Annotated in this window: 11 protein-coding genes; 3 read left to right on the top strand and 8 right to left on the bottom strand. The window is 43.9% G+C overall.

Going from position 1 to position 17,007, the window contains the following annotated elements; all coding sequences use genetic code 11:
• Window positions 1-46 precede the first annotated feature (46 nt).
• Both M5J74_RS06060 and M5J74_RS06065 read right to left on the bottom strand, forming a co-directional pair.
• Entirely contained in the window at window positions 47-3,241 is a 3,195-nt protein-coding gene (locus tag M5J74_RS06060) for a phosphoenolpyruvate carboxylase (protein ID WP_250015932.1), read from the bottom strand.
• A gap of 124 nt (window positions 3,242-3,365) precedes the next feature.
• The gene (locus tag M5J74_RS06065; protein ID WP_106169566.1) at window positions 3,366-3,611 is read right to left on the bottom strand and encodes a hypothetical protein; all 246 of its coding nucleotides are present in this window, start codon (window positions 3,609-3,611) and stop codon (window positions 3,366-3,368) included.
• Window positions 3,612-4,085: 474 nt separating this feature from the next.
• On the opposite strand from M5J74_RS06065, the gene psbA reads away from it, so the two are divergent.
• The 3 genes from psbA to glgB all read left to right on the top strand — a co-directional run bounded on the left by psbA (window position 4,086) and on the right by glgB (window position 8,236).
• Window positions 4,086-5,147, top strand: a complete 1,062-nt coding sequence (gene psbA / locus M5J74_RS06070) for a photosystem II q(b) protein (RefSeq protein ID WP_015153219.1) — start codon at window positions 4,086-4,088, stop codon at window positions 5,145-5,147.
• Between the two features lie 180 nt (window positions 5,148-5,327).
• A complete protein-coding gene (locus M5J74_RS06075) occupies window positions 5,328-5,672 on the top strand; it encodes a hypothetical protein (protein ID WP_015153220.1) in 345 nt (114 codons plus the stop codon).
• Window positions 5,673-5,947: 275 nt separating this feature from the next.
• Window positions 5,948-8,236: a 1,4-alpha-glucan branching enzyme gene (gene glgB / locus M5J74_RS06080; protein WP_041462369.1), complete on the top strand. Its 2,289-nt coding sequence runs from the start codon at window positions 5,948-5,950 to the stop codon at window positions 8,234-8,236.
• An 82-nt stretch (window positions 8,237-8,318) separates the two neighbouring features.
• Here glgB and M5J74_RS06085 read toward each other — a convergent pair whose 3' ends face one another.
• The 6 genes from M5J74_RS06085 to M5J74_RS06110 form a co-directional block, all read right to left on the bottom strand.
• Window positions 8,319-8,954, bottom strand: a complete 636-nt coding sequence (locus M5J74_RS06085; protein WP_106166859.1) for a prepilin-type N-terminal cleavage/methylation domain-containing protein — start codon at window positions 8,952-8,954, stop codon at window positions 8,319-8,321.
• Between the two features lie 12 nt (window positions 8,955-8,966).
• Window positions 8,967-9,986: a hormogonium polysaccharide secretion pseudopilin HpsC gene (gene hpsC / locus M5J74_RS06090; protein WP_106166860.1), complete on the bottom strand. Its 1,020-nt coding sequence runs from the start codon at window positions 9,984-9,986 to the stop codon at window positions 8,967-8,969.
• Between the two features lie 102 nt (window positions 9,987-10,088).
• Window positions 10,089-10,877: a hormogonium polysaccharide secretion pseudopilin HpsB gene (gene hpsB, locus M5J74_RS06095; RefSeq protein ID WP_250015934.1), complete on the bottom strand. Its 789-nt coding sequence runs from the start codon at window positions 10,875-10,877 to the stop codon at window positions 10,089-10,091.
• 30 nt (window positions 10,878-10,907) lie between these two features.
• Window positions 10,908-15,299, bottom strand: a complete 4,392-nt coding sequence (gene hpsA, locus M5J74_RS06100; protein WP_250015936.1) for a hormogonium polysaccharide biosynthesis protein HpsA — start codon at window positions 15,297-15,299, stop codon at window positions 10,908-10,910.
• Window positions 15,300-15,319: 20 nt separating this feature from the next.
• Window positions 15,320-16,129 (bottom strand): hypothetical protein, encoded by an 810-nt coding sequence (locus M5J74_RS06105; protein WP_250015938.1) that lies wholly within the window; start codon window positions 16,127-16,129, stop codon window positions 15,320-15,322.
• 329 nt (window positions 16,130-16,458) lie between these two features.
• Window positions 16,459-17,007: a Tfp pilus assembly protein FimT/FimU gene (locus M5J74_RS06110; RefSeq protein ID WP_015153226.1), complete on the bottom strand. Its 549-nt coding sequence runs from the start codon at window positions 17,005-17,007 to the stop codon at window positions 16,459-16,461.

The following is a 17,007-nucleotide window of genomic DNA, read 5'->3' on the forward strand; positions in this document are numbered from 1 at the left end:
GGTCATTTGTAAATGCGATCGCCAACTCCCAACTACCAACTACCAATCAACCAGTATTCCTCATCCCGGCAGCAATCCCATTGATAGTTAACAATGCACCGCGCAATAATTCGCCTTTACTATGACGAGAATCGATGATGCCTGTCGTACTCGGGTTGCTATATTGCCGCAGTCGCTTCAGCAACGAAACCTGCAAAAATCCTAACGGTACAATCGTGGCGCTTCGCAACTGTACGGACTGCTGTAGGACTGGATCGCCATCGAGCAGGCGTTTATGACCTGTAATACTCAGTACTAAGTCAGTTGTGAGGTGAAACTCTTGCAAAATTTGCTCGAATAGCCGCTCAAATCGTTCTAAGTCTTGGGGTTTCGATAACTCCTTGACGTAGTGATGAGCGATTTGCATGTCTACTTTTGCCAGCGTCATCTCTACTTTAGAAATTGCCATTTTGAAGAAGGGCCACTTCATGTAGAAATAACGTAGCAATTTGAGATGTTGCTCGGGTTCCTCGTTTAAGAATTCCTGCAAAGCTGCGCCAACACCATACCAAGCAGGTAAGAGAAAACGGCTTTGCGTCCAACTAAACACCCAAGGAATTGCCCGCAAACCACTTAAATCTTTTTTTCCGCCTTGTCGTCGGGCGGGACGAGAGCTGATTTGCAACTGGCTGATCTCGTCAATCGGAGTTACTTGGTGGAAAAAGTCAATGAAATCTGGTTGTTCGTAGATCAGGGCGCGATAATGTTGCCGCGATCGCGCTGCTAGCTCTTCTAATATTTCATTCCACGGTTGAATATTATCAAATCCCGTGCGTAGCAAGCTAGCCTGAATCACGGCAGTCGAAATTGTTTCCAAATTGTAAAGCGCCAACTCTGGCAGCGAGTATTTAGAGGCTAAAACTTCACCTTGTTCGGTAATCTTAATTCTGCCATTAATACTATGTCCGGGTTGAGCCAAAATTGCCTCGTATGCAGGACCACCACCGCGTCCTACTGAGCCACCGCGTCCGTGAAAAATTCTCAAATCGACTCCATGCTGTTCGGCAACTTGTTGGAGTGCTTTTTGCGCTTTGTGAATTTCCCAATTGCTGCTGAGAAACCCAGAATCCTTGTTGCTATCTGAGTAACCCAACATCACCTCTTGTAAGTGAGGAGTGAGGGGAGAGAATTCGGAATTCGGAATAGACGCTGACGCTACACTGCGTGAACGGAATTCGGAATTCGGAATTAGTTGCGACTGGTGACTTGAATTGCCTGTCTTGTCCCCCTTGTCTCCCTTGTCTCCCTTGTCTTTGCCAGCTCCCTCAGCTCCCTCAACTCTCTTATACCCTCCCGCTAACAAAGCGCGATAAAACTTCAGCTCGAATAGCTGTTGCATGATGCTGGGGGCGCGTTGCAAGTCTTCTACCGTCTCAAATAGAGGTACAACTTGGATCGTGCCGATTCCTGTTGCTGGATCGTAGAGTCCAGCTTCTTTAGCTAGTAACAGCACCTCTAGCAAATCGCTCAGATCGCGGCTCATGCTGATAATGTAAGTCTGGCAAACCTGCACGCCAAACTCTTGCTGTAACAAACGCACGACACGCAAAGTTTCGATCGCTTCGTTGGTTTTTTCACTAAAAGGTAGTTCGGCGGGAATCAACGGACGACGAGTCTGCAATTCTCCCGACAACCACTTGACTCTTTCTGCTTCTGACAATTCGTTATATGACTGAGGCAGAATTTGTAGATATTCCAACACTTCATTAAAAGCATGGGCGTGGCGAGAAGATTCTTGGCGAATATCGAGGTGAGCTAGGTTAAAGTCATAAATTTCCACCTGGCAGATCAGACTGTCCAGTTCTCGGCAGTTTAAGCCTGTTTCTGACAAGTTGCGTTGAATGAGTCGTAATTCTGCGAGAAAGTCAAGCCCGGATTTATAGACTGCCGTAGTCACGTTCTCTTCTTGAATTTCTTGCTTGCGCAGATTCTTGTTGTACAGGCGCGCGTTACGCTCGAATGTATTCTCTAGTCGCTTCAAAATGTAGGCAAGCTTGAGTCGATACGGTTCTTGACGATACCGCAGGGCAAGTGCTTCATACACTTCGTTCATCTGCAACCGATCCTGCTCCAGAGATTCTAATAAATCTGGCAGGACATCGCTCCAGTGCAGCGATATGCTCAATAAGTTCGTCAGTCGCTTGACTGAATGAATGTATTTTTCTAACACCAACTGGCGCTGATAGCAAGCCGTTTGCCACGTAACCTGGGGTGTCACTGAGGGGTTGCCATCCCGATCCGATCCTACCCAGGAACCAAATTTGCAAAAGTTATTACTAGGCGGACGCAAGCGGGGAAAGGCAGCTGCCAGAGCGTGTTTAAATCTGTGATTCAGCAAGGGAATTTGCTCGAACAGAACTTCTTTGAAGTAGTGCAGGGCGTACTCTACCTCATCTAACACTGCTGGCTTAAACTGGTGTAACTCGTCAGTGCGCCACCAGAGGCGAATTTCTTCTGTGAGCTGTTCCCGCAGGGCTTCTGCTTCCCAAGGATTAGCACCTTCAATACTGCCCGTACTTTCCTCAATCCGATCGAGCTGTTGCAGTAGCTTGGCTAAGCGTCTTTGCTTGTCCCGAATTGTAGAGCGCACGATCTCAGTGGGGTGCGCCGTGAAGACTAATCTGACATCTAACTGGTCGATCAACCGTTGGATGTGTTGCGGCGGTACGTTCATCTGCCGTAGATGGGGAAACAAGGTGTGGAAAGTCCCTTGTTTTTGCTGTTGCTGGGTAGCGTGCCAGTTTTTTTCTAACAGCTCTACGCCAGGATCTCGATTTACATCTGCTGTTTGATGTCCGTTAATTGTGGAGGTGGGTTGTGGCGTTTGATGTAGCTGCTTAGCTGCTTTTTGATGCAAAGCGCGACTGATACTCAGCTGTTGGCGTTGCTCGTAGTGCTGCTCGACAATGTTAATTAACTGAAAATAGAGTGCAAAGGCACGCGCAGCGCGAATTGCTTCGTTCAATTCTAACTGAGAGATTAATTGTACGACTTCCGCTATTTGCTCGTCGATCGCTTGTCCTTCTGACGAGCATAAATCGCGTAATTGCGCCAAGAGATTTACTAATTCTTGACCGCATTCTTGTTTCAGAACAGACTCCCACAACTCCTCTACTGTTTGCAGGCGTTGCCTCAAAAACAAATCAAAGGGAGAGGTGCTGATAGTCAAAGCTTCATCATGGGAGTGGAGGAGCGAAGTCATAGGGTCTGTTCGAGTAGAGCCAGGAACAATTAATAATTGTAGAGTTGAATGCTGTCCTAATTCGTTGTCGAAGCGACAATCTTTATCTTTAATCGAAATCCTGACGAATTAGGCACGATGCAAATTATGCGTCACTAGAGTCTGATGTCGTCTCTGCTTCTGGAAATGGCAAAACTGGCAAGCGATCGCCACGAAATACTTCTTCACTGGCTTGCCCAATAGCTGTGACTGCCTGAGCTACAGCTTTACCTCCAACTAGCCCAAGTAGTAGAGAGCCAGTACCGAGCTGCAATAGGAAATTGTTGGGAATTGAAAAAAATAATACTTTTACGCCTGCGGTTTCTTTGAGGTTGGAATTGGAAGTAGGCATCTAAACCTCGATTGGAGTGAGTCTTTACCTCTATTTTAGGAGGCGCGATCGCGCAAATTACGACTGTTTAAGTCACTTGCTAGGGCTGCTGAAATCTAAATTTTTTTCATCCCCCTTTAGAAATATACCTTATTACATTCAAATATTTCCCCACTGAGGATTTTTCAAATTTATACTACTTTGAACCAACTATTTGCCTACCAATTCTGCTTGACAAAGCAGCGACTGCCCTCACGTCAGTTGCTGCGATCGCTATAAATTTATTGCGAATATTACTTACAGACAGAAATTTTCCTCTTTAAATATAACTTTTTTTTATATATATCTTGTTTTAATATTACTTAATAGAATTAACAATATGTGAAATTTTTGCTGAAGTTGTGTAAAGATATATTTACAGGCAACCAAGTACGGAGCCTGATTCATACCAAAGCAAGCAACATTCCTGTTGTTTAATTAGCAATACATAGAACCATGACAACCACATTACAAAGACGCGAAAGCGCTTCCTTGTGGGAACAGTTTTGTAACTGGGTAGCAAGCACAGAGAACCGCCTATACATTGGCTGGTTTGGCGTGTTGATGATCCCCACGTTGCTCGCTGCCACCACCTGCTTCATCGTCGCATTCATCGCCGCACCACCGGTAGACATCGACGGGATCCGCGAACCAGTAGCAGGTTCGTTAATCTATGGTAACAACATCATCTCAGGTGCAGTTGTGCCATCCTCCAACGCCATCGGCTTGCACTTCTACCCAATCTGGGAAGCAGCATCATTAGACGAATGGCTGTACAACGGTGGACCTTACCAATTGGTAATTTTCCACTTCTTAATCGGTGTATTCTGCTACATGGGACGTGAGTGGGAACTATCCTACCGCTTAGGAATGCGTCCTTGGATCTGCGTCGCATACTCGGCACCAGTAGCAGCAGCAACCGCAGTCTTCTTGATTTATCCAATCGGACAAGGTTCGTTCTCAGACGGGATGCCCTTGGGGATCTCGGGAACATTCAACTTCATGTTAGTGTTCCAAGCCGAGCACAACATCCTGATGCACCCGTTCCACCAATTAGGTGTAGCCGGTGTATTCGGTGGCGCCCTGTTCAGCGCGATGCACGGTTCTTTGGTTACCTCTTCCTTGGTACGTGAAACAACCGAAACCGAATCTCAGAACTACGGTTACAAATTCGGACAAGAAGAAGAAACCTACAACATCGTTGCAGCTCACGGCTACTTCGGTCGCTTGATCTTCCAATACGCATCGTTCAACAACAGCCGCGCGCTGCACTTCTTCCTCGCAGCATGGCCCGTCATCGGGATTTGGTTCACCTCCTTGGGCATCAGCACCATGGCGTTCAACCTCAACGGCTTCAACTTCAACCAGTCGGTGGTTGACTCTCAAGGACATGCGATTGGTACATGGGCAGACATCCTCAACCGCGCTAACCTGGGTATGGAAGTGATGCACGAGCGCAATGCTCACAACTTCCCCCTCGACTTAGCTGCTGTCGAAGCTCCTTCCCTCAATGGCTAATTCGCGTTAGTTTGACTTAGGAAAGCGCCTCCCCAAAAGGGGGGCGCTTTTTGCATTACATATGCTCTCTTACCACATAAGTAATAAGTACCTACATATGTAGTGCTTAGGTGTAGTGCTTAGGAGGGCAGACAAAATGCTATAAATACTCTGGTAGCAGTTTAGGGAGAAAGAGAGAGTATGGGGTTTTTGCCAGTTGGCAAACGTCAGGAGATAACCCACTTTCAAACTCAATTTTTAGGTGTTGGCATCGTGTTTTTTACAATCTCTGCGATCGCCCAATCTGTATTAGCTTTACCACCACCAGAAGATACACCAGAAGAAGTCTTGCGGACGGAAATCTTTCTCACAGCGCGATCGCCTGTGGATGGCAAATCACTAACTGCTGCCCAATACGCTCAATTACAAGCTAAATTACAAACCCGTCCTGCACCACCCACTTTGAACTCTCAAGTCCGAGAAATCGTTTTTCTACTCCAACTGCGAAAGGCAATTCGGACTTTTTTACCTTTTTTGCCTATTTGAGGGAGCAGGGAGCAGCGAACATTTATCAGTAGAGAGTGGCTAGTGGCTGGTGACTAGAATTGCTCCCTTTACCGCTCTGCTTCCTTGTCTCCCTTGTCTTCCTTGTCTCCCTTGTCTCCTTTTCCCTGACTCCCCAAAGTCTTACCTATGGTTGAGACAAAATCAAACTAAATACCGTTGCTTTGCTTGCTCATTTGCAAATAAATGTAAAGAGTGTGTATAAGTATGACGAGAGGAGTTTAGTAAATTTATTCTAAGTAGGTAGCTGCATGTCTATGACCACCATTGCACCAGAACAGGTAGATCGAATTATTTGGAACCAGCATCAAGATCCTTTTGAAGTGCTAGGCGCTCATTCCGTGGAACAGGAAGGCAAAACCGTCTGGGCAGTGCGAGCATACTTACCAAATGCGAGTGCGGCGTGGGTGGTACTGCCAGAGGAAAGAAAAGAATTTCCGATGGAGACCGTGCATCATCCTCACTTTTTTGAATGCACGCTCGATCTTCCCGAACTGGCAAACTATCAGTTGCGGATTTTGGAGGGAGAACGCGAGCGTGTGATTTACGACCCCTACGCCTTTCGCTCTCCCCGCTTGACAGATTTTGACCTGCATCTATTTGCGGAAGGCAATCACCACCGCATTTATGAAAAACTAGGAGCGCACGCAACAGAAATTAACGGTGTCCAAGGCGTTTATTTCGCTGTTTGGGCTCCGAACGCGCGCAACGTGTCAGTTATTGGAGATTTTAATCATTGGGACGGACGCAAGCACCAGATGCGCAAAGGTGCTACAGGAGTATGGGAAATATTTATTCCCGAACTCAAAGTCGGCGATCGCTATAAATATGAAATAAAAAATAACAATGGTCACATCTACGAAAAGTCTGACCCTTATGGCTATCAGCAAGAACCCCGACCCAAAACCGCATCCATTGTCACAGACTTAGATGCTTATGAATGGAGCGATTTGGCATGGATGGAAAAACGCCGCCATACCGACCCCCTAACGCAGCCAATTTCTGTTTATGAAGTCCATCTCGGTTCGTGGCTGCACGCCTCCTCTGCCGAACCTCCCAAGTTGCCTAATGGGGAGACAGAACCCGTCGTCATTGTCTCGGAACTCAAACCGGGGGCGCGTTTTCTCACCTACCGAGAACTTGGCGATCGCCTGATTCCCTACGTAAAAGATTTAGGATACACCCATATTGAATTATTACCAATTGCAGAGCATCCCTTTGACGGCTCTTGGGGATATCAAGTCACTGGCTATTATGCTTGTACGTCCCGCTATGGCACGCCAGAAGACTTCATGTATTTTGTTGACCAATGCCACCAAAACGGTATTGGGGTAATCGTTGATTGGGTTCCAGGTCATTTTCCTAAAGATGGACACGGGTTAGCATTCTTTGATGGGACTCACCTCTACGAACATGCCGATCCGCGCAAGGGAGAACACAAAGAATGGGGAACTTTAGTATTCAACTACAGCCGCAACGAAGTGAGAAACTTCTTGGTTGCCAACGCCTTGTTCTGGTTTGATAAGTATCATATCGACGGAATTCGGGTAGATGCCGTTGCCTCAATGCTTTACCTGAACTATTGCCGCAAAGAAGGGGAATGGTTGCCAAATCAATATGGTGGCACGGAAAATTTAGAGGCAGCAGAGTTCCTGCGGCAAACAAATCACGTTATTTTTAGTTATTTTCCTGGTATCGTCTCCATCGCGGAAGAATCTACCGCTTGGCCTATGGTATCTTGGCCTACGTATATGGGCGGATTAGGCTTTAATCTCAAGTGGAACATGGGCTGGATGCACGATATGCTGGATTACTTCAGCATGGACCCTTGGTTTCGCCAGTTCCACCAAAATAACGTCACTTTCAGCATGTGGTATCACCACAGCGAAAATTACATGTTGGCTCTATCCCACGATGAAGTCGTACATGGCAAAAGTAACATCATCGGTAAAATGCCAGGGGATAGGTGGCAGAAATTCGCCAACGTCCGCTGCTTGTTTACCTTCATGTTCGTTCACCCCGGCAAAAAAACCATGTTTATGAGCATGGAGTTTGGACAGTGGAGCGAGTGGAACGTCTGGGGTGACTTAGAGTGGCAGTTGTTGCAATATGAATCACACCAACAGCTCAAGCAGTTTTTCAAAGATCTAAACCACACATATCGCTCTGAACCAGCTTTGTACAGCCAAGATTTTGCTGAAGCGGGGTTTGAGTGGATCGATTGCAGCGACAATCGCCATAGCGTAGTTGCGTTAATTCGTCGCGCCAAAGATTCAGAGGATTTTGCGATCGCAGTTTGTAACTTTACTCCCCAACCGCACTCTCACTACAGAATTGGCGTACCCGAACCAGGGTTTTACCAAGAGTTATTTAATAGCGATTCCCGCGAGTACGGCGGTAGCAACATGGGTAACTTAGGGGGCAAATGGACGGATGAATGGCAATACCACAATCATCCCTATTCCATCGATCTGTGTTTGCCTCCCTTAGGCGTGCTAATTTTGAAGCTAAATCGGGAAAAAACAGCAGAGGCGATGAGTAAGTAAAAAGTCAAAAGTCAAAAGTCAAAAGTCAAAACTAATAACAACTAACCATCGGCGATCGCAAATGACCAATTACCAATGACGTTTAATCCAGACAATTCTCATCACTAGCAGATCGGATTGCGCCTAAGAGAGTAGCAATCTTAACACAACTCCAGCGCTGTCCGCCGCTACGAGTGGCGATCGCAATTTTTCCTAACGGACTATTTGCTTCTCCGCGATAGTTAAATTGCATTCGCCATAAATTATGAGTTGGATCGAATTCTAAAGTTGTGCCATCGGGATCGTTGGCATTCACAATTGGATCGACGATGCGAACCGCTGCATCTAAGTTTTGCCAAGTTACAGCAGTCGGGTTTGTACTTGCTGGCAGAACGATCCACTGTGCTACGCCGTTATGTTCGCGAAAGCTGACTTGCCATATTACTTTATCTCGCCTAGCATTACTTTGTGCTGCCTGTAAAGAGCGCAAAATTTGGTCTTGAGCAACACTCAAACGGCGACCGTCAACAAAAGCCACCCAACTAGGAGCCGCGATCGCACTTAAAACTCCGATAATAATGACTACAACGATGAGTTCGATCAGGGTAAATCCTCGATTCCCCCTCTCTCCCCTATCCCCAATGGAGATTCCAAGAGGAACGCGATCTGTAGGGGCGCACAGCTGTGCGCCCCTGCGAAAAATCGATGGGTGTAAAATTGTCTTGGTAATTTTATTCATAACAAATTGCCGCTAAAATTTAGAGCTGGTCGTACCGCGACTTTTCACTTGTATATTTAAACTAGGAAAATAGCTAGCCTGACTGTCACTATAAACAGCATTTTGTTCCAAACGCATCAACGCACTTCCTCTTAAATAAACTTGAGCTAAATTGCGCGATGCATCCACGCAGGCATAAAAACTATTTATTTGTAAAGGATTAGCAAGTTGAGTATTAGCAGGAACGAGTTGAGCATCAGAAGAAATATTTTGACAATCTAACGGTTTTGGCGTGCGATCGCTCGGACTCGGATCGACATAATCTACTAATACTTCAATCGGATTTTTTTGCAGATCGTAAGCTGTATCTGCCTTTTCCCAAGCATTCATTTTATCTTCAATACTCCCCGCCTGAGAAAGATTGAATAATTGAAAACCCGGAGCGGGATTTGTCAGATAATTACGCGAATTATGAGAATCTCTAATTCCATCTTGTATTTCGAGTCTTCCAATTCTGGCTGCTCCCGACCAAGCAGGATTATTATCTTTAATTAAGTAATAAATAACTAAAGAATAAACAAAATAATCTCTTTGACTACAGGTATCAGTTCTAGGTAACTTAGTCAAGCATCCAACAGTAGTTGTAGTTCCATCTATCGTAATAACAGGACGATCTTGAGCTAAAAAAGTAGGCTTCCAAAACACAAGTACGGGAACTTTATCTGCTTCTCTAGCATGAGGCAATTGGTCGGCGATCGCCTGCACGCCATCAGCATCATAAATATAAATAGCTTCCTGTAAATCCCTAGAAATATAATCGAGTGCCAACTGTATTTCTTGTTCGCTACTAGACTTCGCCTGTTCTCTTCGCTCAGAAGTCAACATATTCGTCATAAAAGACAACAGCGAACTCAAAACAATCGAAGAAATAACAATCGACACCAACAACTCAATCAAAGTAAAACCATTACAACCCAATCTTCTTCTCTTTTCTTTCCTTTCTTTGCGCCTCTGCGTCTTTGCGCGACAAAAATCAAAAAAATCATGACTCATAAAAATTTTTAACCTTATTATCAATAAAAATATAGCAAATCAAAAAACAGATATTTAAACTTTTGACTTTTGACTTTTGACTTTTGACTTTTGACCTTTGGCTCACTCACACCCAAGGCGATCGCAAAAATCATTTATACTCGACTCATTTGCAGCAACTTCTGTAGCTATTTCAACCAATGGTGTTTTGAAATTACCCAACCCTCCCGAAAAAGTCAACTGCGTTCTTTGAGTATTAGGATCGCTAGCAACCAGCGGTGACAGATCGCTAAAACCAGCAGCACGATAAACCCGAAGCCCCAATATATAAGCTTTATCCATAGATCGATCCTCAGAACTGGCGCTGCGAAAAGCCTGAATCACCAAATCTTGTCCGCTATCGCTACTACAACCGCCACCATCTAAATCGAAACAATATAAACTTGATGTCGTATTATTCCAGCAATAAGAATTACCAACTGTAACATTCGTACAACGCAAACCACCAGAAGTAGAAGGAGGAGCTGTAGCAACAAATTGTTCGCGTTGAGAATTAAAATTTTTGTTACTATCGACTTCATTTAAGACAACTATATGCTGTGGTGGTGCAATCGTTCCCGCCTTAACTCCAGCAATATAGGTTTTTGTTGCTTGAGTTGCTAATTCTATTCGCCTTGCTTGCAGCCGATTACCAACAGCAAGGACAAACACAGGCGCGATCGCGGTCATCAATATTGATAGAATTGCGATCGCGATTAAAGCCTCTAGGATAGTGAAGCCTGATGAAGCGGGAGTCGTAGGGGCGCACAGATGTGCGCCCGTACTAGAGTCGGGAGTCGGGAATTGCAAACGACTTTTGACTTTTAAGTTTTGACTTTTGACTTTTGCACTAACTCGTCTTTTCTTATTCATCTCCCTTGTCCCCCTTGTCCCCCTTGTCCTCTAATTCAAGTTTGCCGGATAATCGGGTGTATCGTTTTGACAAGTTGCCGGACGCTGAGTTTTATCTGAAACCGCATATTGAGTGTAGGTAGCTGTAACTTTACCAGTGCGATCGCTGGCTATGGCTGCACACAACAAAGTTTGTACCCAAGGATCGTCTCGACTGACTTCTCTGAGGAGTTCGCTAGGCTGGCTTGTCGATGGAGTTGTAAACTCTTGGGCAAATAAGTCTGAAGATTGGGATAGTAAGGCAACATCAAACTGCCAGTGTCGTTCTGGTTCGCTGTAATATGGTGGCGTTCCTGTCGGTAAATCGTTATTAGCGCCACCAGTGGGATATTTATTAATGGCGTAGTCAAACCAACTAAGGTTATCGGTTGCTGTAGCCAACTCAGTAGCCGTGTCGCGACGGATCGGCATAAATGGTGCTGTAGCGTAGGTACTCCGCCGCATTTGAATAAAATTACCGTCGATTTTGACGATTCTGTTTTCCCAGTTTTCTAGAAAACGGACGAAGTTAGGCAATCCTGCCGACTCTTCTTGAGGACGACTGGGACTATTACCAGCCATAAATACAGCATTAAAAGTTGTATCTTCTTCAGCTGCTTGCAACCAGTTGGTAGCGTAACGATTTGGGTTTCCTCGATCCAGGTTTTCACTGGGAGAACCATCGGGACTGTGAATTTGTAAAACTGGTACTAATAGCGGCTTACCATTAGAGATTTCTTTAATAAACAGCAGATTATTTGGACTATACGATTCGCCTTGAGTTGGATCGACAGAATTAGATGTTGTTTTAAACCATAATGCATTAGATACTTGCCGAGGCAATCCATCTGGTTTACCGTTATTATTTTCATCAACATAGCGAAACTGTTTTACATTTCCTTGAGAATCTATTCCTAAAGGAGTTAGTTGATTAGCATTGATTTGGTTATTTTGTTGTTGTTGATTATTTTGTTGTTGGTTGTTTTGTCGATCGCTCTGTTGGTTGTTCTGTTGGTTACCTGGATTACTCTGTTGATTGTTGGAATTAATTTGTTGATTATTCTGTTGGTCGCCTAGATTACTTTGTTGGTTGTTCGAATTATTTTGGCGATTATTCTGTTGGATACCTGGATTACTTTGTTGGTTGTTTGAATTATTTTGTTGATTATTTTGTCGATCGTTTAAACTATTCTGCTGGTTGTTTTGTTGGTTATTTAAATTATTTTGGCGATTATTCTGGTTCCTGTTTTGATTTTGGTTTTGATTATTTAAGTTATCGTTTCGCTGAAAAGCCACTCGCCGAGGATAGCGTCTATCTTCTGGTTGTAATGCAGGTGAAGCAGTAGTACCAGCCCCAAGTCGATCGGGTTTGTATCCTCCATTTGGTGGACTACTTAGATTTATAGCACTATTGATTTCGTTATTATTCAATTTTCTGTCACCATCTTGGTCATACCCAATCTTCCAATCACCATCTGCACAGGTTTCAACAGGTATTTTTCGACAAATTTCCATGACGTATTCAGGAAAGTTTGTGCGTCGCTGTATGGGTGTGACTCCGTTCGTTAAATAGGAACCTACATAACTCTCGTCGGAATTTTTCTGATTAGGATATGGATTACCGCTACTATTTGTATCCCACCAGTCAGAACTAGTGACAAAGCTGTTGTCCCAAAAGCCATTATTCTTCCGGTTTTGAGACACCTTTTCGCGTTCTGTCGTAGCCTGCTGAGGATTATCTGGCGTAGTTTGTTGAGAGATGGGGAGTGCTGTATTATTGTTGAGATCGTAGTCTCCCTCACTGCGGAAACCATCTCTGAAAGAATTGGATAGCAGTGTTACAGTATCAGCAATAATAGTAGAAGATCGCCACGTATCGCCATCGCGATCGGGACATCCTGCTTTTCCAGGGCGACAGGCAAAATTTGGATTGAGATTTCCTAATCTCCGAGTATAAAAATTGCTCCAATTAGACCAATCTAATGTTTCTTGAAACTCTTCTAATTTGTTACCTAATGGGGTTTGATGTAGGTTAAAATCACCTTTGATATATACAGGGAGATTGGAAACTAAAATCAATCCCTTCTCTTCCGGGCGATATCTATTATCAATATCGCGCGATAAGTCACTCCCATTAATTAAACGAATCCCATTAGGGCGACGGGTAGGATCGAGTTTAAAATCTGTAGGACTAAGCAACTGACTCTCATGTCGCGCGGTCGCAGATGTATCGGTTGAACTTTGTACTATAATTGAGCTACCAGTGCTATTAGAAATAGAATTAATTGCCGATGAATCATCGCGTAAGGCATCGTCACGACTGGCGTAAAGTATTCCACTATTTGGTAATAGATAATCGCTGTCGATCCGACTTGGATTTATTTTTCTGCGAGTAATTCCTACGACTTTTTCTTTCTCTGGATCGCTATATGTTTCTTGAATTTCTCCCGTACTCAGATTGATGTCTGTCACCCTTATTTCTAATGGTTGACGCTGTTCTAGATCTAAGTCGTAGCGGGGATTGCGATCGCTGTTGAGTGTAGAACTTGAAGGATCGTCTTCATCGCGGCTAATTGCTTTAATTTCTCTACTATCTAAGAAGGAAGCTTCTTGAATTGCTCCGTGGGGAATAATTGGATTATTATTGACTGGTATAATCGTTCCGTCTAAGATTTTTAAAGCACAAATCGCTGTATCAAGCGCGGCGTTATCTGATATACTCAGCGGTTTCTCGGGGTCTTCCAGCGTAACGTTTGCAGTTAACTTTTTGAGAGCATTTTGTAAGGGTTGATTGACAATGCGTCCGTTGGGAAACATCATCTTTGCTTGCGATCTTAGTTCTGGTAAGTAAATCCCAATTTCTCTAATTCTATCGTTATTGTTAGTATAAGGAGCTTCATAAACTATGCCATTATTTGACCTACCATTAAGGTCGTTATTGTAAGGCAAAACATTACCACCTGCGCCCCAGGGATAACCGTTATTAGTGCCAAACTTGCCATTTTTGGCTGTAGTTTCATCTGTAGGATCGTAATAACTGCTAACACAAGCAATTGGTATTTGGTCAACACCCGTACTCTGAGTATAGTGATAAACTGCTGTCGCACGCATTCGCAGATTGGGAGGATTTGCTTGCTTTGGATCTTTTATCTGTTCGTCACCACCTGTCATCGGCATCATGTCAGACCAAACCAGGGTATATTTATCTATAGGTTGACCTGCAATTCTTAACCGATTATCAGGAGTAGGAAGATCTGCTCCAGAGTCAAGTTTACGGTTTGATAGATCGGGTAAAAAAGAATCGACTTGTAAAGCTGGAATGCGAGAGTTATTATCTTTGCGATCGCGATAAATTCCCGTACCTGTAATAATCCGTAACCCTCCGGTATTTGTGGCGGTTTGTCGTTCCCAAAATCCACCGCGTTCTGCAATTTCGCTAGGATCGAATGGCTGTACTTGGGTGCTACGATAGCGCGGCTTATCGTTAGGAGTCGTCCAGTTTATACCAGCAATTAATTGTCGGTCGCGGGGTGCTGTAACATAGTTATTGCCATCTTTCCAATATGCAGGTAAGTTATTTCCTACACGAATGCGATCGCCTAAATATCTTTCAATTCCATCTAGCTGTTGTTCGGGAGATGTTGCTTCTAATTGGCGCGTTCTGAGTAACAATCTAGTATTATTATCTGTTGGTTCTCGCCATTCGGCAGGCGGTTCGATTATATTTAAATTGGCAAAAATATTGTCTTGGGTGTAATCGTCTAAAATATCGTTATTTAATTCTAAAACTTCTGCATAAGGGACGCGCCGAGTGCGATGACGCAGATATCTTTCTAATTCTTCTGAGAGGACAATATATGTATTTAAACTAGGATTTTCCTGCAAGCGTTGGCTGAAGCGATTTTTCACCTCGTCAGGATATCTGTTAATCGCTAGAACTGTCTTAATTTCCGGTGGTTCTAATTCAGAACAATCTCGTCCAGCTTCGATACAAAATTCTAATGCTGCTTGTTTCATCAAGGCAATACGTTGGTTAAACGCATCATCAGAATAGGCAATTTCTTCTCCGCCCGTTTCCTCTGTAGATTTATTATTACTGCCAATTTGAGCGGTGTTATTGCTTGGATTGTTACTATATAAATCGACAGTCACGACATTGCGATCGCTTGTATCGGTAACGCTACCATTACCAACATTACCCCCAACAGTAATTTTGCCGTTTTCTGGTTGATAGAAACAGGATTCTTGACTATCGACTTGATAAAATCTAACTGTGGCGTTGTTGCGTCCACCTACTAGTAAGTTTCCATTAGTATGAATTCTGCCATTAATGCGAAAATCATTACTGGGTGACAATTCTAAATCGTCGTTGAACCATACTGCATATTGATTCAGCGGAATCAAGCTGCGGTCTTGTTGATACTCTAGAGCATAAAAGCTGGTATTACCCCTAAAGTTTCAAAGCGATCGCCTAAATCGGTACTATCTGTAATGGGTATGCTGGCAGTGTAGACAAAAAAACTTTTATTTAATTTATTACTAGATTGATACCAACCATTGTCTAATATTTCTGTATCTGCATTTAAAATATCAGCACAACGACTGTTAGCAATTGGGATATTTACAGGTGGGGTTCTGGCTTCGAGAGGATTGCGTTCGCGGTTAAAATCACCTGCTTCAATGCTAGGACTGCGGAAGTAAATTCCATAAAGTGTATATGTATCAAATTTACCATTATTATTGGTATCGATGGGGAAACGCCAAGCAGTTGTTAAAGTTTCGTCATTTTTGATATCGGCGTTGTCTGCGGTTATGGCATTATCTTGATTAATATCAAAGCCTAGTTTCAGGCGCGTCTCATCGCCAAAAGTAAATTTAGAGTTGTATTTAATTGCGTTGTAGAGAGATTGAGTGGAAGGCGTGCGGCTGGGTAGGGCAGGATCTCTCAGTAAAGCCTCAATTTTAACTTTAGCACGGGCGATCGCGGGTGCGGCTGCTTCTGCTGCTGCCTGACTGACTCTAACATTACTCGCATTACGGGCGCGATCGAAAGACCGAATCGTCATCGCTGCGGTCATTAGTACCACCACCATCGATACCACGGCGACAGTTGGTAAAATAAAGCCAGCCTCAGCCGGACGGCGGCGTTTTTTGAGATATAGAGGTTTTAACCGTCGTCGCCTTTGTTTGCGAGTCAGCGATCGCGCGATATTTTTTAGTATACGTTTTAACATTGCTGCTTTCTCACTTTAAGGGTATCTACTTAGGTTTAAGTAGATGGAACGCCTAAAAGCGTTCTCCCCTGCTAGCCTGCAAAGTTATTCTATCGCGCTACATGTTGTTTGGGGCGAGTGTTACGCACGGGTTAACTTTGTTTTAAGTTGTAGGGAAAGCGGTTGAGTATAAATAAATGCTGAGGAAGAGGCGATCGCGTTGACCTGCTAAAAGTAGGATTGCTACGATAGATGAGTTTCATTAAACTAATTAGAAATAAAGGGTAGGCAATGCCTACCCCTAAGGTAAATGTATTCTTTATCTAAGTACTTGGCAGTATAAGCTTAGATTAATTCACGCAGTCTCCATCTTGAGCAATCCTCATAGCTCCTAGAAGGGTAGAAACAAAGACACAACGCTTTGCTTGACCTCCGTTACGAGTTGCTAGTGTGATCCGTCCTATCTGACCATGAGTATTACCTTTATAACCAAATTGCATCTTCCATAAATTGTTAGTACTGTCATAATCAAATCTTGTTCCATTAGGATCGCTAGCGTTAATATCTGTATCGACTATGCGAATTACTGGCTCTAATTTTTGCCAACTTAGTGAAGCAACAGTAGCACTTGCTGGGTGAACAGCCCACTGTACAGTACTATTATTCTCGCGAAAGCTAACTTGCCAAGTCACTTTATCCCGTTTAGCATTGTTTTGAGCTTCGCGCAAAGCGAGATACAATTTTTCTTGGGCAGCATTGAGTTGACGAGTATTAATAAATGCCACCCAACTTGGAACCATAATTGCTGCTAAAATTCCAATTATGACGGTAACTAGAAGCGTTTCTATTAGTGTAAAACCTACTATTGATTGGCTGACACAAGATATTTTTCTGTTCAT

Source organism: Chroococcidiopsis sp. CCNUC1 (assembly GCF_023546805.1).
Classification (GTDB): Bacteria; Cyanobacteriota; Cyanobacteriia; order Cyanobacteriales; family Chroococcidiopsidaceae; genus Chroococcidiopsis; species Chroococcidiopsis thermalis.

Coding starts and splice junctions, on each gene's coding strand:
- M5J74_RS06060 (WP_250015932.1), bottom strand. CDS start 3,241: ATGACTTCGCTCCTCCACTCCCATGATGAAGCTTTGACTATCAGCACC.
- M5J74_RS06065 (WP_106169566.1), bottom strand. CDS start 3,611: ATGCCTACTTCCAATTCCAACCTCAAAGAAACCGCAGGCGTAAAAGTA.
- psbA (WP_015153219.1), top strand. CDS start 4,086: ATGACAACCACATTACAAAGACGCGAAAGCGCTTCCTTGTGGGAACAG.
- M5J74_RS06075 (WP_015153220.1), top strand. CDS start 5,328: ATGGGGTTTTTGCCAGTTGGCAAACGTCAGGAGATAACCCACTTTCAA.
- glgB (WP_041462369.1), top strand. CDS start 5,948: ATGACCACCATTGCACCAGAACAGGTAGATCGAATTATTTGGAACCAG.
- M5J74_RS06085 (WP_106166859.1), bottom strand. CDS start 8,954: ATGAATAAAATTACCAAGACAATTTTACACCCATCGATTTTTCGCAGG.
- hpsC (WP_106166860.1), bottom strand. CDS start 9,986: ATGAGTCATGATTTTTTTGATTTTTGTCGCGCAAAGACGCAGAGGCGC.
- hpsB (WP_250015934.1), bottom strand. CDS start 10,877: ATGAATAAGAAAAGACGAGTTAGTGCAAAAGTCAAAAGTCAAAACTTA.
- M5J74_RS06105 (WP_250015938.1), bottom strand. CDS start 16,129: ATGTTAAAACGTATACTAAAAAATATCGCGCGATCGCTGACTCGCAAA.
- M5J74_RS06110 (WP_015153226.1), bottom strand. CDS start 17,007: ATGAACAGAAAAATATCTTGTGTCAGCCAATCAATAGTAGGTTTTACA.